At 35.8% G+C, this 23,510-nt stretch carries 24 protein-coding genes and 1 pseudogene; 15 read left to right on the top strand and 10 right to left on the bottom strand.

Annotation, left to right across the window (positions count from 1 at the left end; genetic code table 11):
• Positions 1–117 precede the first annotated feature (117 nt).
• Positions 118–348 (bottom strand): hypothetical protein, encoded by a 231-nt coding sequence (locus tag AC1DSB_RS01405; RefSeq protein WP_477585538.1) that lies wholly within the window; start codon positions 346–348, stop codon positions 118–120.
• A gap of 222 nt (positions 349–570) precedes the next feature.
• On the opposite strand from AC1DSB_RS01405, the gene mobQ reads away from it, so the two are divergent.
• From mobQ to AC1DSB_RS01380, 5 genes are all read left to right on the top strand, one after another.
• On the top strand, positions 571–2,631 hold the full coding sequence (gene mobQ / locus AC1DSB_RS01400; protein WP_477585536.1) for a MobQ family relaxase: 2,061 nt from the start codon (positions 571–573) through the stop codon (positions 2,629–2,631).
• A 15-nt stretch (positions 2,632–2,646) separates the two neighbouring features.
• The gene (locus tag AC1DSB_RS01395; RefSeq protein ID WP_477532802.1) at positions 2,647–4,632 is read left to right on the top strand and encodes a VirD4-like conjugal transfer protein, CD1115 family; all 1,986 of its coding nucleotides are present in this window, start codon (positions 2,647–2,649) and stop codon (positions 4,630–4,632) included.
• Positions 4,633–4,682: 50 nt separating this feature from the next.
• Positions 4,683–4,907, top strand: coding sequence for a hypothetical protein (locus AC1DSB_RS01390; protein WP_394189523.1), 225 nt, complete (start codon positions 4,683–4,685; stop codon positions 4,905–4,907).
• Positions 4,897–6,498: an ArdC-like ssDNA-binding domain-containing protein gene (locus tag AC1DSB_RS01385; protein ID WP_477585534.1), complete on the top strand. Its 1,602-nt coding sequence runs from the start codon at positions 4,897–4,899 to the stop codon at positions 6,496–6,498. Before AC1DSB_RS01390 ends, AC1DSB_RS01385 begins: the two co-directional genes overlap by 11 nt.
• 492 nt (positions 6,499–6,990) lie before the next feature.
• Positions 6,991–7,899, top strand: coding sequence for an endonuclease/exonuclease/phosphatase family protein (locus AC1DSB_RS01380; protein ID WP_477533360.1), 909 nt, complete (start codon positions 6,991–6,993; stop codon positions 7,897–7,899).
• Positions 7,900–8,255: 356 nt separating this feature from the next.
• On the opposite strand, the gene AC1DSB_RS01375 is transcribed toward AC1DSB_RS01380, so the two are convergent.
• Positions 8,256–8,642 carry a DUF402 domain-containing protein gene (locus AC1DSB_RS01375; protein WP_477585532.1) on the bottom strand — a complete coding sequence of 129 codons (387 nt, stop codon included), beginning with the start codon at positions 8,640–8,642 and terminating at the stop codon, positions 8,256–8,258.
• A 225-nt stretch (positions 8,643–8,867) separates the two neighbouring features.
• Positions 8,868–9,524: a hypothetical protein gene (locus tag AC1DSB_RS01370; RefSeq protein WP_477585530.1), complete on the bottom strand. Its 657-nt coding sequence runs from the start codon at positions 9,522–9,524 to the stop codon at positions 8,868–8,870.
• Between the two features lie 147 nt (positions 9,525–9,671).
• On the opposite strand from AC1DSB_RS01370, the pseudogene AC1DSB_RS01365 reads away from it, so the two are divergent.
• A pseudogene (locus tag AC1DSB_RS01365) lies at positions 9,672–10,513 on the top strand (tyrosine-type recombinase/integrase).
• 103 nt (positions 10,514–10,616) lie between these two features.
• On the opposite strand, the gene AC1DSB_RS01360 reads toward AC1DSB_RS01365, so the two are convergent.
• Positions 10,617–11,138: a hypothetical protein gene (locus AC1DSB_RS01360; RefSeq protein ID WP_477533175.1), complete on the bottom strand. Its 522-nt coding sequence runs from the start codon at positions 11,136–11,138 to the stop codon at positions 10,617–10,619.
• 569 nt (positions 11,139–11,707) lie between these two features.
• Positions 11,708–11,857, bottom strand: coding sequence for a hypothetical protein (locus tag AC1DSB_RS01355; protein ID WP_477533176.1), 150 nt, complete (start codon positions 11,855–11,857; stop codon positions 11,708–11,710).
• 775 nt (positions 11,858–12,632) lie between these two features.
• Between AC1DSB_RS01355 and AC1DSB_RS01350 the strand changes: the two genes are divergently transcribed.
• From AC1DSB_RS01350 to AC1DSB_RS01330, 5 genes are all read left to right on the top strand, one after another.
• Positions 12,633–12,818 (top strand): hypothetical protein, encoded by a 186-nt coding sequence (locus tag AC1DSB_RS01350; protein ID WP_477585528.1) that lies wholly within the window; start codon positions 12,633–12,635, stop codon positions 12,816–12,818.
• A 132-nt stretch (positions 12,819–12,950) separates the two neighbouring features.
• Positions 12,951–13,376 carry a YcxB family protein gene (locus AC1DSB_RS01345; RefSeq protein WP_477585526.1) on the top strand — a complete coding sequence of 142 codons (426 nt, stop codon included), beginning with the start codon at positions 12,951–12,953 and terminating at the stop codon, positions 13,374–13,376.
• 58 nt (positions 13,377–13,434) lie between these two features.
• Positions 13,435–13,719 (top strand): hypothetical protein, encoded by a 285-nt coding sequence (locus tag AC1DSB_RS01340; RefSeq protein WP_477585524.1) that lies wholly within the window; start codon positions 13,435–13,437, stop codon positions 13,717–13,719.
• 122 nt (positions 13,720–13,841) lie between these two features.
• Complete coding sequence (locus AC1DSB_RS01335; RefSeq protein ID WP_477533367.1) at positions 13,842–14,699, top strand: ComEC/Rec2 family competence protein; 858 nt, start codon at positions 13,842–13,844, stop codon at positions 14,697–14,699.
• A 4-nt stretch (positions 14,700–14,703) separates the two neighbouring features.
• On the top strand, positions 14,704–14,916 hold the full coding sequence (locus AC1DSB_RS01330) for a DUF3006 domain-containing protein (protein ID WP_477585522.1): 213 nt from the start codon (positions 14,704–14,706) through the stop codon (positions 14,914–14,916).
• Positions 14,917–15,037: 121 nt separating this feature from the next.
• Here AC1DSB_RS01330 and AC1DSB_RS01325 read toward each other — a convergent pair whose 3' ends face one another.
• Complete coding sequence (locus AC1DSB_RS01325) at positions 15,038–15,412, bottom strand: transcriptional regulator (protein WP_477585520.1); 375 nt, start codon at positions 15,410–15,412, stop codon at positions 15,038–15,040.
• 406 nt (positions 15,413–15,818) lie between these two features.
• Between AC1DSB_RS01325 and AC1DSB_RS01320 the strand changes: the two genes are divergently transcribed.
• The 3 genes from AC1DSB_RS01320 to AC1DSB_RS01310 all read left to right on the top strand — a co-directional run bounded on the left by AC1DSB_RS01320 (position 15,819) and on the right by AC1DSB_RS01310 (position 19,326).
• Positions 15,819–16,511, top strand: coding sequence for an ABC transporter ATP-binding protein (locus AC1DSB_RS01320; RefSeq protein ID WP_477533230.1), 693 nt, complete (start codon positions 15,819–15,821; stop codon positions 16,509–16,511).
• 521 nt (positions 16,512–17,032) lie between these two features.
• The gene (locus AC1DSB_RS01315) at positions 17,033–19,081 is read left to right on the top strand and encodes an ABC transporter permease (protein ID WP_477585518.1); all 2,049 of its coding nucleotides are present in this window, start codon (positions 17,033–17,035) and stop codon (positions 19,079–19,081) included.
• 92 nt (positions 19,082–19,173) lie between these two features.
• Complete coding sequence (locus AC1DSB_RS01310; protein WP_477533430.1) at positions 19,174–19,326, top strand: hypothetical protein; 153 nt, start codon at positions 19,174–19,176, stop codon at positions 19,324–19,326.
• A 241-nt stretch (positions 19,327–19,567) separates the two neighbouring features.
• Here the strand turns inward: AC1DSB_RS01310 and AC1DSB_RS01305 are convergent, their stop codons facing one another.
• Genes AC1DSB_RS01305 through AC1DSB_RS01290 form a run of 4 tightly spaced genes read right to left on the bottom strand, consistent with a single transcriptional unit; the run spans position 19,568 to position 22,491 of the window.
• Positions 19,568–20,056 (bottom strand): hypothetical protein, encoded by a 489-nt coding sequence (locus AC1DSB_RS01305; protein ID WP_477585516.1) that lies wholly within the window; start codon positions 20,054–20,056, stop codon positions 19,568–19,570.
• Complete coding sequence (locus AC1DSB_RS01300) at positions 20,056–20,196, bottom strand: hypothetical protein (RefSeq protein WP_477585514.1); 141 nt, start codon at positions 20,194–20,196, stop codon at positions 20,056–20,058. The genes AC1DSB_RS01305 and AC1DSB_RS01300 overlap by 1 nt, the downstream gene beginning before the upstream one ends.
• Positions 20,193–20,711, bottom strand: coding sequence for a MauE/DoxX family redox-associated membrane protein (locus AC1DSB_RS01295; protein ID WP_477585545.1), 519 nt, complete (start codon positions 20,709–20,711; stop codon positions 20,193–20,195). The genes AC1DSB_RS01300 and AC1DSB_RS01295 overlap by 4 nt, the downstream gene beginning before the upstream one ends.
• On the bottom strand, positions 20,704–22,491 hold the full coding sequence (locus tag AC1DSB_RS01290) for an ABC transporter ATP-binding protein (RefSeq protein ID WP_477585512.1): 1,788 nt from the start codon (positions 22,489–22,491) through the stop codon (positions 20,704–20,706). Before AC1DSB_RS01290 ends, AC1DSB_RS01295 begins: the two co-directional genes overlap by 8 nt.
• Positions 22,492–22,584: 93 nt before the next feature.
• Here AC1DSB_RS01290 and AC1DSB_RS01285 point away from each other — a divergent pair, with 93 nt between their 5' ends.
• Positions 22,585–23,130: a peroxiredoxin family protein gene (locus AC1DSB_RS01285; protein ID WP_477585510.1), complete on the top strand. Its 546-nt coding sequence runs from the start codon at positions 22,585–22,587 to the stop codon at positions 23,128–23,130.
• The last annotated feature ends 380 nt before the right edge of the window (positions 23,131–23,510 follow it).

The following is a 23,510-nucleotide window of genomic DNA, read 5'->3' as shown; positions in this document are numbered from 1 at the left end:
GTCCGGGCTTTTCTCTTTTCACAACTAATTTTACGCAGGGCTTCATTTTCCAACCGTTTTTTCTTTTGTTGCAGAGCCTTCACTTTTTCTTGTAACTCATTCGCTTGTTGCAGTCGATTATCCTTCATGGCGCATCATTTCGATTTCACGCGTTTCATTCTCCCCATTCACTTGAACAGCCAGCTCTTGAATCCATTTCAAAGCTTCTTCCTCTGAATCCACATTCCATAACTTTAATAACTCCCGTCCAATATTCATCTGCATTTGTTCCTCTAATCGTTTTTGTTTCTCCTTTAATTTCTCGATTTGTTGTTCGATCGTTAAAATCTTTTCAAAGTTATTCGCCATTGATCTTTCACTCCTATTTTGTTTTATATATAAAAATATTAACATATAAATAAAAATATTCCCATAAGAAATGAAAAATTATGGTACAATAAATCCGAGGACTGAAAGACGAGTGCCCATTTATACACCACTAAAGTGGTGCCCTGGGGTTTGCCTTCGGTCAAAAAGTTTGTCGCCTTCGGATATATAAAACATAAAAGAAAAAGAGGGGAGGGAATTAAGATGAGTTATTACATGCTGCGAGCGAACGTGATCAGTAAAAAAACACAATCAGTAGTAGCAAGTGCCAGCTATCGAAGTGGAACGCCTTTGTATTCAGAACGTGATGAAGAAACCAAAAGCTTTCGAACTCGTGGGGTAGCCCCTGAAGCATTCATCCTAAAACCTGATCACGCCCCCGAATGGACTCTTGACCGTGAAAGATTATGGAATGAAGTCGAGACTAAAGAAAAAGCATGGAATGCCCAACTAGCTCGTGAGATTCTCATTGCTTTGCCACTCGAACTCAATCACGATCAACAAAAGAATCTCGTCAAAACATTTGTTCAAACACACTTTGTGGATGAAGGAATGGTGGCGGACGTCGCCATTCATCGAGATAAAGAACATAACCCACATGCACATATTTTATTGACGGTTCGCCCATTTAAGGAAGACGGTACATGGGGAGATAAGAAGAGAAGAGTATATGAACGAGATGAACACGGAGAAATCAATCGAACAGAAGATGGGAAGAAAATTTTCCAAACGGAATCGTCCACGGATTGGAATGATAGAGAAACATTGGTGAAGTGGAGACTTGCTTATGCAGAGGCCATCAACGACTCTTTCTTAGAGAACGGGATTAACGAAAGCGTATCAGCGCTTTCTTTTGAGGAACAAGGATTGGAGAAGATCGCAGAAGTTCGTTTGGAACGAAATGAATATCAGTTCGTGAAACGATTGGCAGCGCAAGGAAAAGTAGCCTTCACTTTTTATCATCAGCTCAATCAAGAAATACGCCAAACCAATCAAGAAATTGCACGTCTGGAATCCAAAATAGTTTCGCTTGCTGCTCATCAATCTGCACCATCGATTGAGAAACTTCTTCACCAAGAAACGAGTCTCGTGATGAGTCAACTCGAACCTGAATACCAGAAGAGTATTCATTTTTTACAAGGCCGTTTAAAACAAGAGATGCAGTTCACCAATGTTCGTCAGCACTTAGACGGATTGTATCGTTGGAGAGAGCGGACACTCGAACCTAAAGAAACAGAAATGACTGTTACGCATGGCTTGCTTGACGCTGTCAACAGAGCGTATCACACACAAAACCAAGCATTTCTACAGTCCCAAGGTTTTTCATTGGATCGATTCTATGAACAATTTGTTCCTCGACTTGAAGCATACGAGAATCAAGATGGAGTGCGAGAAAAAGAAGCCAAAACACAAGACATGTTACTAGAACATACCGAACGAGTTTATAACGTCTGTTCACTGATTACACATCGCGCGTTCAATCGGATATACCCGGATGTTGCGGAAGAGTTTAAATGGAACGATCGTGTCCTTCTCGCTAAATCTGACATTCTTGAAGCACTAAAACAGAATCGGTTGGAGCAAGTTCCTACTCCTGAAGACGTGTCAGAAGTATTAGCGATTGCAGAAATCAAACAACTGGTCGAAAAAAGCGATACGTTAAGCAATACTGTCCGGATTCAATCGCTAACTCGTAATAAATTGGGTAAAGAAAAAGAGGCGCTTCTGAAAACGCGTGGGGAAGCTGAGAAAGTGTATTCTCTATCCATTAAGTTGAATACGATGCAACAACTTCTCATCCAAAGCAGTCGTAAAGCTGAGTTGGCGAACGAACAACTAGGGGTGCTAATTCGTCATAAGTTTGCAGATGAAAAAGAAAGCACACTTAAAAAGACCGATGCATTGCCACTCCAAGTAAAAGCTGACATTTTGCGCTATTACAAAGATGAGTTGAAGAATGGGTTCATGCCAAATTTAAAAGCCTGTGTACGATTCGCTGCGGTCCAGGAAACGGAACGATCAGCCAAGCAGCAAGCCTATGAAAAAACGCAAGCTCATCCATTTTTCAATCGCTTATCAACCGCGCAGCGAGACATCTCACACTATATTGGGGGACGAGCATCCAGTGAACTGCTTGAACAACTGATTCATCAATCTAGTTCTTCTCACGGTACAAAGCATAGTACACAGCTTTCATCCAAACTAAAGAGAAAAACGAAGAATCAACGCATCCGTCAGCAATTAGATTTAGAAGTCGACTTATAGAAGGGTGGAGGAAGAATGGCGAAACGAAAATTCCGAAAAGGTGCCGGATTACGAATAGCGATGACATTCCTATTAACTCTTCTGATTGGGTATGTTTTATCGGGACTGTTTACGTTATTGAAATTAAAAGGCGACCTCAACAACCGGTTACTCGATGTGCCCGGTACTCTTGATTACGTCATGAATGATGCCGACAATCAAACTAAACTATTAATTCTTCTATTAATGGGCGTCTTCTTCTTTTGGTTTATTTCCAAGATGAACTTGATTGAAAAAACCTATGAAGATGCACATGACTACGGTGTCCATGGATCAGCCCGTTTTACGCTGCCCCAGGAAGTCATGAATGGAAAACAGTTAGCCAAACGCAACAAGTATCACAAAGCGAATCCGACAAAGACGTTTGAGTCGCTTGAAAATGGCTTGATTGTAGGGAAAGTGCCTAATAAAAAGCAAGTGCTCATTATCCCTCGTGAAACGTCCATCGATAACCGCAACGTGTATGTGGTCGGATCCAGTGGGAGTGGGAAAGGTCAATCGTATGTGCTTCCGAACTTGTTAAACAATCGAGAAGAATCGATTATCGTCACGGACCCTAAAGGCGAACTCTATCATGAAACAGCCCAAATCAAGCGTGAACAAGGGTATCAAGTCTATCAAGTTGATTTCATTAACTTTAATGAAGACCATTACAATTTACTTGATTACGTTCTCGACGATCAGGATGCGCAAAGTGTATCTTTAACGATTGCTAAAAACTCCACGAAAGATGGAAAAGAAGACTTTTTCATGGAACGTGCGCAGAAAATGTTAGCTGGATTGATTGTTTACTGCAAAACAGAAAAACAGAATGCCAGCATGAAAGACGTCATTGCAACATTTAATCAAAAAGTGGCACCCGATGAAGATGAATTCCGTGACTGGGTAGAAGATGAATTAAGTCAAGATCATCCAGCGTATCAACTATTAAAAGGGTTAACGACTCTTGGGGGCAACACGCGCGCAAGCGTGACATCATCATTTGCATCACAGGTGAGCATTTTCACGCTAAATAAGATCAGCAAGATGACGAGCATGAGTGATTTTAACTTCCGAGCGTTCCAGGAACAAAAGAGCATCTTATATGTAAAGCTACCCATGGATGACAATCCATTCATGGCCTTAACATCCGTCTTTTTCGACCAATTGATTTCTCAATTTTATAAAATGGCCGATGAAAATCGGGGCAAGTTGAAAATCCCCACGATTTTCTTATTAGATGAGTTTGCGAACATCGGAAAAATCGAGAAATACGGTCGCGTTTTGGCCACTTGTCGAGGGTTAGGGTTATCCATGAACACGATCGTTCAGGATAACGGACAGATTGAAGCGATGTATGGAAAAGAAATGGCCCGTTCTATTTTGTCCAACCATGACACACTCTTATATTTGCGCAGTAAGGACATGGAGACCATCAAGTATTTCTCTCAACTCGCTGGCGAAACGACGGCAAAAGTTCAAACCGGTTCCACCAGTCAAAGTGGAGGCTTCATGAGTGGCAAATCGAGTGCCAGTTCCAGTCAATCCGAACAGTATGTGAAAAAGCCCTTGATTCCAGAAGGAGACTTATCCAATATTTCAAAGGATACCAGCTACTTATTTGTCAGTGGCATGTTCCCAATGAAACTTGAAAAGGCTTGGCAATCCGAAGTGTTTGGAAACTATCTCGACCAATTCAAGCAACATCAACAAGTTGAGGAACCTGAGCGAGTCGTAGAAACACAAATCGCTGCAACAGTAGAAGATGAGCCACTAGCTGATTCTCCTTCATCTGTCAGTGGCGGCACAACCACTCGAATACTCGAGGAAGAATGGTACCAATCGGAACATCTGGATCTAGATTTTGATGAATCTGAGCTGGAACTAAATGAGTCGCTCACTGAAGAAGAGCATGATCTTGAAAAAGAGGACATTCAAAAGCGATTAAAAGAAAAAGAAGTGACCATTCAAAACTTCTTTTAATTCCAGATGGACGATTCGATTAAACCCACACACCAAAAGGAGTGAACTGGATGTATTTGACCATTAGTGAAATTCTCGCAACGGACAAACGGATATTAAGTTTTTATGACCCTGTGCCTTTTGAGGCACTTACATATGATGGTGTTCTCGATTTAGAAGAAAACATCGCAGATTACACGGTAACTTGTTACACACCCATTCGTATTGAAGGCAGGTTAGAGCCTTTATATGAGGCTTGGTATGTACGAAAGGACGTGATTGAATATGTCGAGTAAAGTAGATTTAACTGAAGTATCCAAACGGTTAGAGACGAGCTTAGAAGATTTATTCAAAAATGACCGATTCCAGGACTTGTTGAATGTTATGGCTTCTGGGCATAATTATTCCTTCCATAACGCTTTACTGATCGCTTCTCAATACCCGGATGCGACCATGATCCGCAGTTTCAAGCAATGGCAAGCGCTCGGACGTCACGTCATTAAAGGCGAAAAGAGTATTGATATTCTTGTTCCTACCTTTCAAAAAGAAGTGGAACAGACCGTAGACAAGGAAACCGGTCGTGTCCTTACGGATGAGTATGGCGACCCGCAAGTGAAAGTAAAAGAAACCATCAGTGGCTATGTGTTTGGCAAGGTGTTTGATGTTGCTCAAACCAATGGCCGAGAACTGCCCAATGTTCGAGATTTCGTCCAGAACGATTTGCAGTCGGAAGAATCTTTGAGCGAACTGTATGACCGTTTTGTACAGAACGTAAACACAGACGAGAAGAATCCGTTATCAATCTTAGAAGAACATCATGAACATGAAGCTTATGGTGGGACCTATAATCGCACAACCGATCAAATCGTGATTAATACAGCAGTTTCCAAAACCACGGATGACAAGTTTAGAGTGGTCATTCATGAATATGCGCACGGACTTCTTCATAACAAAGAAAGTGAGATGCATCAATATCCTCGTGGTCATAAGGAAGCACAGGCAGAATCTGCAGCCTACATTGTGTCAAAATATTATGGGCTAGATACCAACCTGACTTCAACCGGTTATATTGCGACATGGGCTCAGGACTTGAATGTCGCCAAACAAGCGATTCGAGAAGTACAGCAAGTATCCAGTCAGATGATTGAACAAATCAATTCCCTACAAAGTGAAAAAATCAACGAGTTTTATCAATCCATCGATCCGTCCAAAGTGAAATCTGAGTTGGAGGAAAAACTTCAGATTGATTTAAACAATTATCCAACCATGCAGTTAGTAGATCCAAAGAACGGATTGGTCTTATTTGCGAAAGTGGAAGAAAATGCTCGTGACAATCAATTCATCCTGCGTACTAATACCAATCGCTTGGTGCCGTTAAGTGACTTGGAAAGCCGGTACCATGTCATCAACGTATTGGAAAACAAAAATGAAATCGTGAAAGAGTTCAAGAAGGTCGAAGATTTCATGAAAGTCACCAAAATTGAAGATGGCAAATATTCGGTGACACTTGAGGGAGGAAAAACGACTGAACGGACATTTGCGAAGAAGATTGAAGGTCAGAAGTTCATTCAGAAGACAGCTATCGATCAGTCCTTAAATACCGAACGATTTCTATCTGTCACTTCTGTGAAAGAAATAAACCATCTACAGACAAAAAATGAAAAACTATTAAATGAACGAGTCGGCAAATATATTAAAGCGAAAAATTTTAAAGCCGAACATCAACACAATATTACGGTAGGGTGGCATTTAATGAAAAATCCATTATTGCAATCCCGAGAGGCATTAGAAAAAAACATTGAGTCCTTAAATCCTCACCACAGTCACACCAAAGAATTAAAAGAAGCAGTGGCAACGAAAGAAAAACAACAAGAATTAGAGAAATGAACCAATCGGAGAAAGTGGGGATGAACCCACTTTCTCTTTTTTGTTTTTATGAACTTCATTCTTGAGATATGATGTAACCTTTGAATAAAGATTGATAGAAACTTAGCGAGAATCTTCCATTTTTTGGTGAAAAACAAACCTCGTATTTTGAACAAAGTTTGATCAAAATACGAGGTTTCGCCTGTTTATTGCTATTCACTTATATAAAAAAGATTGATTATTTCGGAAATCGAATCTTCAACTAAAGCACCCGTTAGTGAAATAAAAAATTTCATTACCAATCTGGTTCATCATCACTATCACTGACTTTAAGATTAAATGAATTGGAATCTAGATTGTTATTTTCAACTGATTCAAAGAAAATTGATTTTACCTCTTCTTAGGGTACCGCCAACATTTTAGCAGCATTACACTAAAAACATATTTCTTTAATCAAAAGTTTACATACAAACGGTATGATTATTTTGAATACAAAACTAGGAGGGAATCAAATTGAGAAAATTGTTAAATCCTGTTTTATTAGTAGTAATTGTAACTATGTTGGTAATTAGTGTCTTTTCAGGAACATCAAATGTGTTAGCTTCAGAAAAATCAGGACAAGTATCTGAAGTAGATCTAAAGGTAATGACTTATAATATTAGGTATTTAAATAACAGTGATCCATCACCACATACTTGGGCAGAGAGGATTCCGGCAATTAAAAAACTCATCGAACAGGAACAACCAGATATTATTGGAACACAGGAAGTTTTATATAAACAGCTTCTGGATCTTGAAGAAAATTTGCCACAATACGAATGGATTGGTTTAGGCCGTGAGGGAGGAAGCAAAGGCGAATACTCAGCTATTTTCTATAATGAAAATCGCTACACTCCTTTAGAGTATGACCACTTTTGGCTATCAGATACACCAAATGTGATAGGATCCATGACTTGGGGAAATACAATTCCACGTATGGTAACATGGGCGAAATTTCTTGATAAAAAAACCAATCAACAATTTTATGTTGTAAATACTCATTTTGACCATCGATCTGCAAATGCTAGAGAGAAGAGTGCAGAATTAATTAAAGAAAAAATAAAAGCTTTCAATCCAGAGCTGCCGATTGTATTAACAGGAGATTTTAATGCAAATCCGGATAGTGTTCCATACCAAAAGCTAACTAGTGAAGGTGCATTTGAAGATTTATTTGTAACTGCTGAGGAAAGAATCAATGAACACCTTGGTACCTTTAATGGATTCCGTGATCCGACTGGCGGAGGACCAAAAAATCGAATTGATTGGATTCTTGCTAAAGGCAACGTCACAGCGCATACAGTCGAAATTCTAGATTATTATAAAAATGGCCAATTCCCAAGTGATCATTATCCTGTTATGGCAGATTTGACTTTGACTTACTAAGCCAATTATTGAAAGAAGAAATTGGAAAGTCTTGATCCTTTATTCGAAAAGGATTGAGACTTTTTCTATATTAAGATATTTAAAAACAAACAACTTATATAATAATCCAGTTTGCCTCACACTTCCTTTTATGATGACAGTAAGCATTATGGTGAGGGTAAACCTCCCATGTAGAATTATAAGGTTTTGTATAAAAACCTAAATTATCGAATCGTATTACGCTTACTTCCCTTTCCCCAAGAATTTTAGGTCCTTTTTCAACATTTCCTTGTTCAATTAACCTGCCCCGTTAGTTTAAGTACAATTTTTCACAATCTATCTCGTGCAAAAAAGCAATGCCCCGTCACTCCGTTAATCTAATAAATTTTGGAATTATGTTGAGATGCCACTTCATTGTTGAAAGGAAAGTTTCCCCGCCTCACTTCTTCCTTTAATCTTTCCAGCGCTTCTACTGTTTCCCTCTTCAAGTCTTTTGAATACCCATATTTAATACTATTTGATTCAAATTCATCCTCATCTACTACTTTCCAGTCATTATTCTTTTCCTGAATAAAATCTAAATCTAGGTCAACAAAACTTATTTGTCCGTTTTTAAATAAAGAAGGTTTTGCCACATTACAATAAGTAGATACAACTTTTCCATCTTCAACTTCTATTGCAGCTGTGAACCACTCTTTCAAAGAAAAATACTCTAGAGAGGTATTATCGATAGTAAAAATCTTATTTTTGGTATGATGAATCAATTTGAGCCCCGGTTTGCATAGGACTAGTAAATAATCACAGGTGTGACGAATCAGTTCGCCTTCCAGTCATAATGAAGAACATCAGGGAACTTAAGGGCTTTAATTTTCACAATATTACGCAATACACTCATCCTTACAATGTGTTTTATCCTATATATTTCGCTTTATTATTTGTAATTCCCTTCTTCAACTAACCTGCCCCGTTAGTTGAATAAGACATTTCTTTTAAACAAAATATGGGTTATCTAATTCATTATTATTAATGACCATATCTGCATTAAGTTGAGGTGAATGTTGTTCTAAATAAAGTTTCGAAGCAACGTGATACCTATTTAGGAACATTTCTTCAGCTTTTTCATAACTTCCAAATGCCCGTTCTTCTCTTTTAGCTCCTCTTTTTCTAGCTAAGTCAAAGTCAGTTTTAACAAATATTTTAAAATCGTATAGGTTACTTAAATCCTTTTTAAATAAAAAAGTTCCATCAATAATAAAAATCGTATCCCTATCTGCTATTTTTAATTCTGGGTTCACATACTCGTCCTTTGCTAAATCTAAAGAATTTGTTTGATAATGCAGGTTTCCCCCTGGACCTAAAGGTATTAAAAGTTTCTGCTTAAAGGAATTGTAATCGTGAGCATCCTCGTAATAACCAATAGCAGATTCCTTACCCTGTCTGTATCGTATAACCCTTGGATTATGAAAATTGTCTATGCTAGTCCTAATCACATCCATCTTTCTTCTTCGAAGTTCTGCCGTAAGCTCATTAGCAAGCGTTGTCTTGCCAGATGAAGTTATTCCACTAACTCCTACTCTAATTGGATGGAGTGTTTTTATACATAAGATTCTATTTGCTATTTCTGAAATAAGTTCACTCCTTAACATCTAACTCCCCACTTTCCAATCATATTCTTATATCATTCTTCAATCTAAGTTAGGATAATTCCTCGTTAGTAAACTATCAATATGTCTTAATTTCGATAGAAATGGCAATATTTCCTTTAACGATACTTTTTTTGAGGGGGAACGAAATTGCTACTGTCAAAAGCATGGGAAGCATTTGAATCTGATAAAAGGATCGAAGGCTTTTCTTCACAGACATTAAAGGCTTATCGGCTCCAATTGTCWTTACTTATTGAATATTTTAWGGATATTGAAATAACAACTCTGGACACAATTCAATTGAAAGAATACCTTRCGATTTCAGGGAAGCATTTAAAAAAACCAGCCAGTCTTGCACATAGAATCCGATTTCTRAAATCRTTATTYCGWTGGTCCCATGAAGAAGGCAACATACTTAAGAATCCAGCTGCGAAAATTAAAGAACCGAAAGTGGGCAARCGGATACCCAAGTATTTAACCGAAATGGAAATCGAACTTTTGCKTGAAGCCTGTCATTTACCAATTGAAAAAGCAATCTTTGAGTTAATGTTTTCGACGGGTTGTCGGATCGGAGAAATCGTTCGTTAGAAAAGAACCATATTAATTGGTCCAATCGATCTGCAATAGTCAGAGGAAAAGGCGATAAGGAGAGGGAAGTTTATTTTAATATACGGTGCGACATATGGCTTAAACGCTWTATGGACAGTCGMACTGACAATGACCCAGCCATCTTTGTCACTGAAAGACACCCCCATATAATGAGTGTCGCYCAAATGAGRTACATCATCAAGAGGATTTCAAATCGTGCWGGAATTAATAAAGAGATCCATCCACATCAACTCAGACACAGCTATGCTACTCATCTRTTGAATAATGGAGCACCMATTGAAGTCATTCAAAGTCTACTGGGTCACGAGAAGAGYGAAACTACCCGAATTTACGCTCAACTAAGTGGAAGGTTACGGAAAGAATATTATCAGAAGTACTTTTAAATAAAAGGAGYAACGTCATTAAATGACGTTGCTCTATATTGACTAAAGCACCCGTTAGTTGAAGAAAAGAACTATTATTCCCCAGGTATAATTCCTATTACTTCTAATGTATCGACTGTTTGTTTTTAACTCGATGCTGGAAAGACAGAGTCGCTATAAATACAGTTAMTCCCCACAAGAACAATCCTCCGTACGTTACCACATACACCCATATGGCTAACCCTTCGGTGTCTCCTTTTGGAAGCACTCCTAAAAATTGAAGAGCAGTCAAGAAGCAAATTAGAACTGTCAATACCCCAACTGACCATCCAGATATAATTAATAACCTTTTTGATAGCTTCTCCCCCCAGGAAGTCACTAGAGCTAAAGCAAATAAAGATGCCAGTATCGCTAAAATAGCTGTGAAGTCTATTCCGATGTTATATAATGTATACAGAAAAGCAGGTCCTTCCTTTAATGTATCACCTAACCCTGCTACATTTTGTACAGCTTGTTTTGTTGTAAGTCCTACCGTTGATCCCCATGCCCAAAGCGATTTTAAAATCGCATACGGTAACAGTGCAAGAGCTGCAACATAGCCCCAGCCTTTAGTGAAATAAGTTTTATCAGCTATTTCCGACCTCATATGTTTCTACTCCTCCTCCTACTACTCCATTAATGCTATTTACTATTAAATGCGTTTCCATTATAAATAATTCCCACTCCTTTAATTATCTTAGCTTCGATGATACATGAGAAGTGTTTTATAATAGCGGGTCCGAAGTTCTGTTTATAACTACGTCTGGAGTCCTATTTATAAAAAATTACTTCGTTAATATTCCAGTTAATCTCCACAGTATAGCCCAAAGATTTTTACTAAAGCACCCGTTAGTTGAACAAGACTTATTGAAGTGTTGACATATACAGCGAATCAGGAGGAGACATCGYAATGAAAGTCATAAAGACAATTGTKTAATGTGCAACATTGAAATCGACTAGAAAGTACGGGATATCATTTAGATTCGGAWGAGGGCGTTTGGTGTATGAGTTGTGCTGAACAAGAATCGGATTATTGACACATAAGGTGTTGAACCAGAAGAAAAATGTCCACTGATAGATAGGAATTTGCAATAACGCAGCGATATAAAATGCACAAAAAAACAGCCAATAAAACGTTGGCTGCTCTTTCTACTAATAATTAAAATTATCTTCAATTTAGTCATTGTCATAACAAGGCTTATTTCCACTGCATCCTGTCCAAGGCCCAAAATTTGTATCACTTAACCCGCCTGCAGATACGCTTGGTGCAACGAAAACTACTGAAAGGCATAAAGCAGATACAAAAAGTTTAATTTTCTTTGTCATATTACGATCCCCCTTTCTGAATATTAAAATAATTATATCCCATTTGAAATGGAAATAATAGGTGATTTCTACCTAATTTGTGATTAATAAACCTGTAAATTGTAAAACAGTTAATAAATGGCGATTTACTCAGATTATATAAGGAAACAAGAAGTATCGTGCGAGCAAAATGTGTCTCACAGTTCAACCATACTACGCTTCTTCAACTAAAGTTAATGGACATCCCATTTTTACAGTGTTTTTTGAGGATGGACTCTTTCATTAATGTTCAACCCCATTTTCAGCAAAAGAAAATATACAGACTTCAATTTTTTATTCAAGTACAAACCTAATTGTTCATCCTTAACCACCCTCCTWCACTATCAACGATTGAGTATTTAAAAAGTAAACAACAATTAACAAATTTCACTAAAAAAGAATAGCCTTCTGAGGAAGACTACYCTATGAATAAATATTCATTTTTAATATTAAATGCCATRCTTACGTGCCTTTTTAGTCGGATAACTTCACTTATAATAACTCCCTCCAAATGCAAATGTACCTTCTTAATCCACTAACCTGCCCCGTTAGTTTAAGTACATTTTTTCACAATCTTCATAGTGATATTAACATAAATATCCAACAAGAAAATCACCTCAATTCTAAGAAAAGATAGAGGTGCGATAATTTTAATCAAACTTTATTTCAAAGCTACATATGGTATTATATTTGGAAAGATTATGAAATAAGTGAGCGGAAATATTGGTTTATTCGAAACAAAAAAGGGGAGAGTTTTTTGACAGGTGAGAAAAGAATACTTACTGAAGATGAGAACATAAAGCTGATGGTAAAACAATCGCAAGGGGTACTTCAGTTAACTCAAACTGATGGAATAGTTGAAAATACGTTGTATTTAACCCCAGAAGATCAAGAAAAAATTGTGGAGTATATAAAAGAGTTGCAATCAGCGCAATCTTTATAACCATTACACTAATTTATCAATGTGCTAATGAGAAAGGCAGGAATAATGGAGATTACATATACCTTAACTGAGGAAGATTATCTGAAGTTTAATTTGTATCATATTAAGCATTCAAAAACAGGGAGACGGGCGTTGAATTTACAAAGGTTTGTACCACCATTACTTTTTACTGTATTGTCGTACCTCATGACAGTGGTAATGGAAGCATCTTTAGGTGTGATGATTGGCTACGCTTTACTCATAAGTATCACTTGGATTATATTTTATCCAGCATATTTCAAACGGACAGTCGCCCAAAATGCCAAGAAGATGTTAAAAGAAGGCGATAACGAGGGCTTGTTAGGAAAACAGCAAATGGTTATAACAGACGAAGGAATTGTCGTGAATTCTGATGTTGGTGAAACCAAAGTCAGTTGGGCTGGTCTGAAAAAATTCAAAGAAGATAACGATAATTTTTATCTTTATAATGGATCAATGAGTGCTTATGTCCTTCCCAAGAGGGATTTAGTGAACATTGAAGAAGTGAGAAGTTATTTCATCATGAAAATTAAGAATTAACATGTCTTTATGGTAGTTTCAAAGAAAGCAAAATGACTTGTTGGAAGTGGGTTTAATTATGATTAAGTATAAGTATATATTTGAAGATTTTATGTATGTAGATGACAAGTTGTATATAGAGTCTGGAATAGATGAATTAGAAATAATGGATATAGAGATGAGTGTAGATTATGCATTAACTCCGTTAGAATATATGAACTTAGAATGGAAAGAAATCACAAGCTCTATTAAGATAAACAATTTTGACTGTGAATATGAGTTTTCTTATGATGAATTAATTAATATTATAAAAGCATTTGGCGTTAAAGAAGAAGTGGCAACAAGTTCTAGAAGTTTTATATAAAAGAGTAGCGCAAATCCCAATTTGGTTGCACATAATTGGGATTTTTTTATTGGGCACAAAAATTATGATGTGAGAATATTCCCATCATGGTACATTAGTTTATAAAAAGGGATGGAAATATTATGAAATTCGGAAAGTTACTATTTATGCTGGTTCTTTCAATTAGTTTGCTTTCAACAACAGCGCATGCTACAACTGTCGCTAAACCAAAACCCATGATTGTTCACTTTATTGATGTTGGGCAAGGTGATGCCACATATATCGAGACTCCTACTGGAGACGATATCCTAATTGATGCAGGAAACAAAGGGAAGGGCGATGCGGTGGTCGCTTATCTCAAGAAGTTGAAAGTAGATGACATTGAGATCTTAATTTCTACTCATCCGGATGCCGATCACGTAGGTGGATTAGATGAAGTCATCAATGCATTTAAAGTAGAAAACGTATACGCACCGAAAGTTTCTCATACCACACAAGCATACAAGGATTTTCTACTTGCCGTTAAGAACGAAAAACTAACGATCAAAACAGCAAAAGTTGGGGTAGCCCTTCCTTTAGCTGACAAGAGCATCAAAGCCAAATTTATTGCACCTGTTAAGGATTATAATAAGAGTGATTTAAACAATTGGAGTGCGGTCCTTCATGTGAATTACAACAAACAAAATTTCTTATTTATGGCAGATGCAGAAACGCTGGCTGAAAAAGACATGTTAGCCATGAAACAAATAGGTAAAGTGGATGTCTTAAAAGTTGGTCATCATGGCGCTAAAGAGTCCACGACTGCTGAATTTTTGAAGATAGCAAAGCCAACGTATTCATTTATTAGCGTTGGAGCTAATAATCAATACAAACATCCAACATTAGAAACGTTAAATCGGTTAAAAGCGATTAAAACAACCGTATACCGCACTGATCAAAAAGGCAGCATCACCGTAACGAGTGATGGCACAAAAATTTCAATTAAAACAGAAAAGAAGTGAAGATATGAAAGGAATTATTGATCGATTTGAAGGTGATTTCGCTGTCGTAGAAATCGAGGGTCAAACAAAAGACTTTCCAAAATCCATGTTTCCTCTTGATGCAAAGCCTGGTGATGTTGTCGTCATCTCTGATAACAAGGTAAGTATTCAAAATGAGGAAACAGAAAATTTACGAAGAGAAATAGAACAACTGATGGAAGACGTTTGGGAAGATTAATCGAAAAGGGATACTGAGCTTTTGCGCAGTATTCCTTTTTCATTATTACCACTGAACTTTACTATTCCGTAGTTCAAGACATAAAAAAAGAGCAACGGTTTTGAATGCTCTTTTCGTCATCCTATTCTATTCGTAATAACTCTTTTCCATCTGTAAGCCAGGCCTTTACCTTTTGGTGGTCGGACTGTAACTGTTCATAATCTAGTTTCAGTTTTTCATATGCTTTTGCCAACTCATCATATGATGTAATGGCTTGTTGTATATGACTGTGAACTTCATTGGGTTTAATTCGGTTCAGTTTTTGTATATTGTATTGTTTTCGCAATGTTTTATTCCACCGGAACCCACATGCCTGCCTTGTGCGGCCAAGGATTGTTGCGGCTTCTACAAAAGCTTGTAGTTGTGTTTTCCCTTCACGCACAAAGGTTAAGACTCTGTCTGCCAGTACTTTATCATCTTCTACCGTCCAACTATCTTTTCTCTTCTTCTCGTCCAAACAATCACCCCCATTTTTTAATACTATATGCGAGAGTAGAGAGAATTTTACCATATTCATTTAACTCAACTTAATTCCCCCAACGCCTTCACTAAAATGAGAAGACCCCAATGATTTTGTAGTCTTTATAAAAAAGATTGGTTATTTTAGTGGTTCTCCTTCAACTAAAACAATTCACGCGTAGAACAAAGACATTTATCAAATATACGATGAAATTCTTCTAAACTTTTTCTCTAGGTTACTCTGTTTATTAGCAAAAAGGATTCTATTATCAATGTATATTTGTTATATTTAGAATAAATAGAAATAACATTTTTTTCTACAAAGGGATTTTATTTGAAATTACAAGGAATTATCTTGTTACAAATTTCCCAGCAAACAGACCAAATTAATAAGGAGGCTTCATTTGAATAACACAATTGAATGTCGATCAATGACAAAAGTTTTTAAAGGCGATGGCATAGAAACCTATGCATTAAAAGAATTAAATTTAACACTCAAGGAAAGCGACTTTATTTCAATTATTGGGCCATCAGGTTCGGGGAAGTCGACTTTATTAAGCATTATTGGAACACTTGATATACCTTCTGGTGGAGAAATTCTTTATGGAGAACAGCCTGTTCACAAAATGAACAATAAAGAATTGGCAGATTTTCGCTTTGAAAACATTGGTTTCATATTTCAACAGTTTCATTTGATTCCAACCATGACGGCATTAGAGAATGTATTGTCGCCTCTTTTTGGTAGAAAGGTTAGTTACAATAAAAAAGAGCGAGCGACACAAGTTTTGGAACAAGTTGGACTTACAGACAAAATGAACTCTCTCCCTTCACAACTATCAGGTGGACAGCAACAAAGAGTTGCCATAGCTAGGGCGTTAGTTCATAAACCTAAATGGCTATTGGCAGATGAACCGACAGGGAATCTAGATACAGATACCGGGGAAACGGTTTACCAACTATTGGTGTCCTTAAATCAAAGTAAACAATGTGGGTTGATTTTGGTTACACATGATTCTACTCTAGCTGATCGAGCAAATACGAAAGTGGAGATGCGAGACGGAGAAATTATATCCGTTAGTCAGAGGCAACCTGTATGATACCTTTTATGATGAAGCAGCTGGTTCGCAATAAAGATCGACTTATTCTTTCTGTGATTGGCGTGATGTTAATTAGCAGTGTGCTCATTTATCTGTTCAGTTTAACGGAAACAACAAGAGGAACGGTTAATAATCAACTGCAAAAGAAGTGGGAAAGCGCCTATGAYCTTGTYRTCACCCCATCAGGTTCCATTTTCAATGAAGATAACYTGATGGAACCKAACYACTTAAATGGAATTAAYGGAGGCATCAGCTACGATCAATACGAAAAAATCAARTCRATGAACGATGTAGCGRTWGCAGCMCCTRTTTCAGTTTTGGGCTATACCACATTAGGAATAACTATGAAAGAAAAATTTAAAACAAGCGACAAGGGTATCTATAAGTATAGAATCACAGAGACATATAATGATGGTTTATCCAAAARAACCATACAGGATATAGAGACATACAGAGCTACTAATTGGACAGGTCCCAGTGAAGGTTTAGGTTTTTGGGGAGATGATAAAGGTGAGATAAGCTTGAGTCAATACCAATTATTGGTTGGTATTGATCCAGAAGAAGAAGCAAAGCTTGTAGGACTAGACGAGGCAGTTCAACTATCTGATACGAGCCGATACTTAGAGCCAAATGAAGATGCTATTTACGATGAAGAAATGGACCGTTTATTTGAAATACCTGTTTTAATAAATAATAAGAGCTTTTCCAATAGCCTGTTTCAGGTTTCGCAAGAAAAATTAGCTATCCCTTTTAATACTGACACTGAAAAGGAACAAGCTATCGAATTAATTAAGAAAGGAAACGGACGGGACTATTTAAATAGTTTGGAGACAGAAGAGGTAGACAGTTTCGAGTTGACTGGTGAAGAATTGGAAACCATGATTTTTAAAGCTTTGGCTAATCCGAATGACAATCCTTCTTTATCAGTTCATGGAACTCAATTAGTTTTTAAATCCAGTATTCTTGATTATCAGAAAATAGAAAGTCCTTTTCCAGAGAGATGGTCAAGTAGTTATGAAGTTTCAAGCAAGCCTGTCGAAGTGATCGACATTTTTAAAGATATCTTACCAAATTCAGGTTTCAGAAAAGCAGAATTGTTAGATCATGAATTATCTGAAGACGGAGTCCCACTCTTGCCAGTTTTGAGATTGAATATTGTTGGTAGCTTCTCTTCTGATAAATTAAAAATTAGTAAAGACCCTTTAACTGAACTACCACTCGAGACATATCGTCCTGCACAGGCGGGGATAGTTCTTGGACCAGACCATGACCCGTTAAATCCTTCAAGGACGATGAAAGGATCCGGTGTACCAACAGGCTTACTTACAAATCCACCTAACATTTTAACTACTGTGAAGGCAGCTGAAATCATTACTGGAGGGAATAGCATATCCTCCATTCGCATTAAAGTAAAAGGCATTGGTGATATTGGAAATGCAGCACAAGAAAAAATGGAACAAGTCAAAAATGATATTGAACGTGCAACAGGACTTCAAGTAATCATTACAAGAGGATCATCACCTCAGCCAACCATCACCAAAGTGATTGAACATGATAAAACGCTTGGGTGGATTGAACAACCTTGGATTCATATAGGCGCGGCTATCACCATTTTAAGAGAAACATCATTAGGGTATACGAGTATTCTCGTTACCATCCTACTGATTGGTATGATGTATGTGTTTGCAACGACCTATGTATCTTATTTAACACGCAAGAAAGAATATAGCATATTTCTAGCACTTGGATGGCGAACGGGCATTCTTCGGAAAATGGTACTAGGAGAAGCATTATTTTATGTACTCCTAATTACACTAATAGCCATTATTTTAGAAGTAATTTTTATGCTAAATGGAAGCACATTTAACTTTAGCAAGATTGTTCTAGTTTTCAGTACGTCGCTAGTAATTTATGGTTTAGGTATAATTCTACCACTTATGCAAGTCGGWCGATTRAAACCATATCARGGAATYAAATCAGGAGAAATAACCAAWAAGTCTAAAAGGRTTTTTAGTAAYCRATYGATGGTTGGGTTTGTTATGAACCARGTATYGCAAAGACCTGGAAGAAACCTTTTGTCCATATTGGCGATTGCGTTACCTTCCACATTATTATCCTTTTATTTATACGTATCCTTCCGTTTAGAGGGAGTTTTATATACATCTTGGTTAGGCGAATTTGTTGCAGTTGAGGTAAACAAATCTCACTACTTGATTATGGGTGCAGCTCTAATGATTGGCGCACTGACTACAGCCGAGATGATGTGGCAAAATATTGTGGAAAGAGAAGGCGAACTAGCTCTGTTTAAATCGATTGGCTGGAAAGATAAAACGGTTACATGGTCAATTATAATTGAAGGAGCTTTCGTGGGTTTATTGTCAGGAATAGTCGGTTTGGTACTATCTATATCATACATCGGCATAATGTATAATGTCTTTCCTTGGGATTCATTGACGRTTCTTTCATTGACAATTTGTATGCCGGTGTTGGTTGGCATTCTAGGTGCTTGCTTTCCCGCAGTTAAAGCTTTGCGAACAAATCCCTATAACGTATTAAAAGAAAATGTTTAAAAAACCACATAAAACCAAGGGAGGCAATCTAGCTTTGCCTCCCTTAGTTTATGTGACCGAGCAAATTCACGCATTGGACTAGGGGATGTAGAATGATTGCGATTATTCGGTTTCCATGTCATCATCCTGAACCTACCACGATAGAACAACAGGCTTCTAGAACAAAAGAAGAACTAGCAACAACTATTGATAAACAAGGAAAAGTATATGGAGAAAGTAACCTCGTCAAATTTCCATCCCAATGATTGAACTATATTTTCAGGATATATGGTAAAAGAATTAATGAGTGGACCCTACAATGATCGTAGAAGTGAACATAAGTCACAAATACTGTCAAAGAGTACGACCAAGGAGTTGGAAAAGGCATGATGGGGAGGTTAATCGAATATCTAAAGCCAAAGAATCGATTTTGTAACGATTTTCTGGCTCCTTTTAATTTAATCTTCGTTTATTCCAACTGAGTTAAAATGTAGAACTATAATAGTTTTAAATCAAAGATAACTCGTCAACATTAGTTATGTTATTAACACTTAAAATAATATTATCTTCTATTTTGATAACTTTTGGTACAGATCGAACACCAAGGATTTTAAAAACTTTTTCGGATTCAACAAAACTAATATTCTGGTTTATTAATATGTTTCTCTGAATGTCCGGAATTTTTCCATTACTCAATAATATTAAATTACTAAAACTGTTAATTGACTGTGGAAAACTATTAATAAGTTCCTTACATATTGAACACTCTACCGAAATTGCAACTATAGTTAGACTATTTTTAAGAGAACTTTCGTATGTCTTCAACATTTCGGTATCAACTGTCTGACCAGCCTTAATTTCTTTAGCCAATTTTAAATAGGGGTTTCTTGGAATAGCCTGTAGATAAAAAGTAAAAAGTGCATATACTTTTTTTGTTATAAAAAAGTTAATCGCAACTAATGATAAAAGAATAAGTAATACGAATACTTTGATCATCATTGTTTCCCCTTTTTCGGAAGATCAATCTGTTGAATTTCTTGAAAGAATTGATTAATTATTTTAAAGTATGAAAGCAACAAAATATTTTGACCTATAAAAATTATAAGTGTAAGAAATATAATAATATCGATAATCATGACAACAACTCCTTAGTTTTCATTCTTAATAGTATTGTCTCAATAAGTAATAAGTAGAAGATAAATCCAGCAATTATTAGAACATTTAAGTATACATATTCCTGGAATAGTAGTTTAGATTTCGGAAAAGTAATCGCCGAAAATAGTCCTATTAAAATAAGTAAATTTCGTATTACAAGTCTATAAGATATATCATGATTTCCTAACACTCCTCCACATCCGCAAGATAAATCTTTTCTTCCTCGAGCAAGATTTATAATAATCGCTACAGAGTATATAAATGTAAGTATGGATAGCGCAATTACACTATAAGTCATGTATACCCTAAAGATAATCATTAGACTTGCTAGTAATTCAATTAGCAAAAATAAATTTACTAGATATTTTGCAAATACGTCTGGCAATATTTTATAACTTTTTACAACCTCAATGTGATTTTCATAGTCTTTAATTTTACTTATTGCTGAAAATAAAAATATATAAGCAAATATTAAAAAAAGTACCGAATTAAACATTTCCATAACTCATCTCCACTTCTCCTGTCTTGTACATATCTGACTGGTTATTATAAAGCTCTTTATAATGTCCTTCTTTTTTAATTAATTCCAGATGATTACCAGTTTCGACAATTTGTCCTTCCTTAAGCACTATAATGTAATCCGCTAAATGACAAGCATACATTCGATGTGAAATGTAAATAGATGTCTTACCTTCAGTAATATCTTTGAACTTTAAAAATAATTTTTTCTCGGCAATTGAATCTAACGATGAGGTAGGTTCATCAAAAATAATCAATTCAGAGTCTTTTAACATTGCCCGAGCCAATGCTAATTTTTGCCACTGACCTCCCGATAAATCTTTACTACCTTCAAACRATCTTCCTAACTTTGTCTCATACCTATTAAATAAAGAATTTATGAACTCATCAGTTTCTGCTTTTTTAGCTGCCTCTACAATTGCTTTCTCTCCCTGTGTTGTATCGCCTAATAATATATTCTGATAAGCAGTCATCTCGTATGTACCGAAATCTTGATATATCACAGAAACTTTCCCATAAATTTCTTCTTCAGTTAAGAGATTAATATCTTTCCCAAAAAGATTAATCTTATTATTAGGTATTTCATATAAACCAATTAAACACTTAATTAAAGTTGATTTTCCGGAGCCATTACTCCCTACGATAATTATGTTATCGCCCTTATTCATCTTAAGATTAATATTATTCAATACCTTATTTTCAGAAAAAGGATATTTAAAATCTAAATTATTTATTTCTAAAATAGTATCTGAATTGACTGATACATTATTGATGTTTTTATGTCTACTTGGCATGTCAAGAATTGCAAATACGTCTTTTAAATAATATGTATTTTCCTTTAGGTTAGAAGTTACGTAGGACAACCCATGAATTACTCCTAATACTCTTTGAATTGCTTCCAGAACAGATACAAAGTCACCAATTCTTATCACAGACTTAGACAAAAGAAAAAGAATAAGAAAAAAAGAAGTTGCAAATGTTAAAGAACTTAAAATATCTAAACCAATAAGTTTTTTATTTTGATTTAAATGTTGTTTCAAAACCTCATCGGTATTATTTCTGTATGATGATTTCCATTTATCAAACAAATAATTAAATGATTGATTTAATCTAATCTCCTTATTATATTTTCTATCTACAAATAAACTGAATATGTAACCTTGTTCCCTAGCCGAAGGTGTTAAATATTTGGTTAACCAATATCGGTTCTTACCAAATTTATTTTGTAAAAGAAGAAGAGGAATAGCAAATGCAATTAATATTACTAAAAATAATATGTGAAATTGAATCAAAAATATAAGGACAGTAGTAATTACTATTAAAGACCTTCCTATTTCTAAAACATTATTTATGGGATTCATAAATTGACTTCCTAAGTCTCCCTGAGTCCGCTGAATAAGATTATAGAACTCATGATCCTCTAGTTTTTCGTAACTTACACCAATTATTTTCTCAGATATTTTTCCTTTTATACTAAGTTCAAGCTTCATTTGAAGATAAAGAGCACTATACTCGTCTACTTTAAGTAGGATGTTACTAATAATTGTCAACAAAATTTGCAAACCTAGTAGATATGAAATTTCTGTAAGAGTACTTCTTGTTTCAAAAAATAGTTGTACGGAATTTATTAATTTTTGCAAGATAAGAATCGAAAGCAATGGAAAAAAACCTTGAATTAATTTTGACAATATAATAAAAATAAACAAAAATGGTTGATGTTTGTATACAGTCCAGAAAGACTTAAAAATGGTTAACATTATATATATCTCCTAAAAATTTCTTTTTAATTTCATTATAACATGTTATCCTGTAAAAGAAAGTAAATTCAGAATTATCTGGAGGGTTTAAAAATGCCTATAATTTATCTTTTTACATGTTTATTATTACTTTTAATTGCTCTATCTATTTTAAGAGAGGTTAAATTTGGTGAAAAATTACAGGAAGTATTTTTAAGAATTGCAAAGGATTCTATCTTACATAATGGTGATTTTGTATCTAGTTTTAATTTAAAAAACAAGAACAATGCTGAGGTTAACTTAGATGAATTAACAGATAAGTCTCTAATCCTACTTGTAATAGATACTGGATGTGATGTATGTGATCAAGACTTAGCTGAATTTGCTAAGGAATCTCTCATTTATGGAGAATTTTATAATTTTGTTCCAGTAATATCTAAATCTCCAAGTACTAGTAACAAAATGGATGTCAAACAACACTTATTTAAAGAAATACTCTTTACTGATTCAGATTTCCTTAAAAACTATAAAATTTCTAGGTATCCAACATTTATGTTAATTAATTCTGATCATCGCTTTATCTCATATGTTAATTTTGCAAGAGAACTAAAAGCATTTTTCGATCCCAATCAAATTAATAGAAAAAAAGAGTTAGTATAAACTCATATATTTATTGAAAGGAGGTGAGAATATGAAACTTTTAGGTCCTGTGAATTGTGATTGTAGTTCTGGTAGAACATCTTGTGCAGTAACGTCGGAGTGCTTAAGCTTCATTGGGCACAAGTATGTTGAAGCAGTAGATTGTGTAACTCGACAATCTTGTGGTTATTTTTTATCTGAAAAATGCGGTTGCCGATTTAACTAATCTAAGCTTATAAAAGGAGGAAAAGAAAATGAGTGCATTAAAGATGATGGCTGCTGTTTGTGATTGTGAAGGTAGAAAAACTTGCAGGGTTGACAGTTGTGGAAGTAGTTATGTAGGTAGCTATGCTGTAGAAGTCTATGATTGTAAAGGTGGGACGTCTTGCGGGTACCGCTTT

The organism is Paenisporosarcina sp. P4_E4_2, assembly GCF_056401595.1.
The sequence above is the reverse complement of the archived record's forward strand: the minus strand, read 5'-3'. Positions and strand labels throughout refer to the sequence as shown.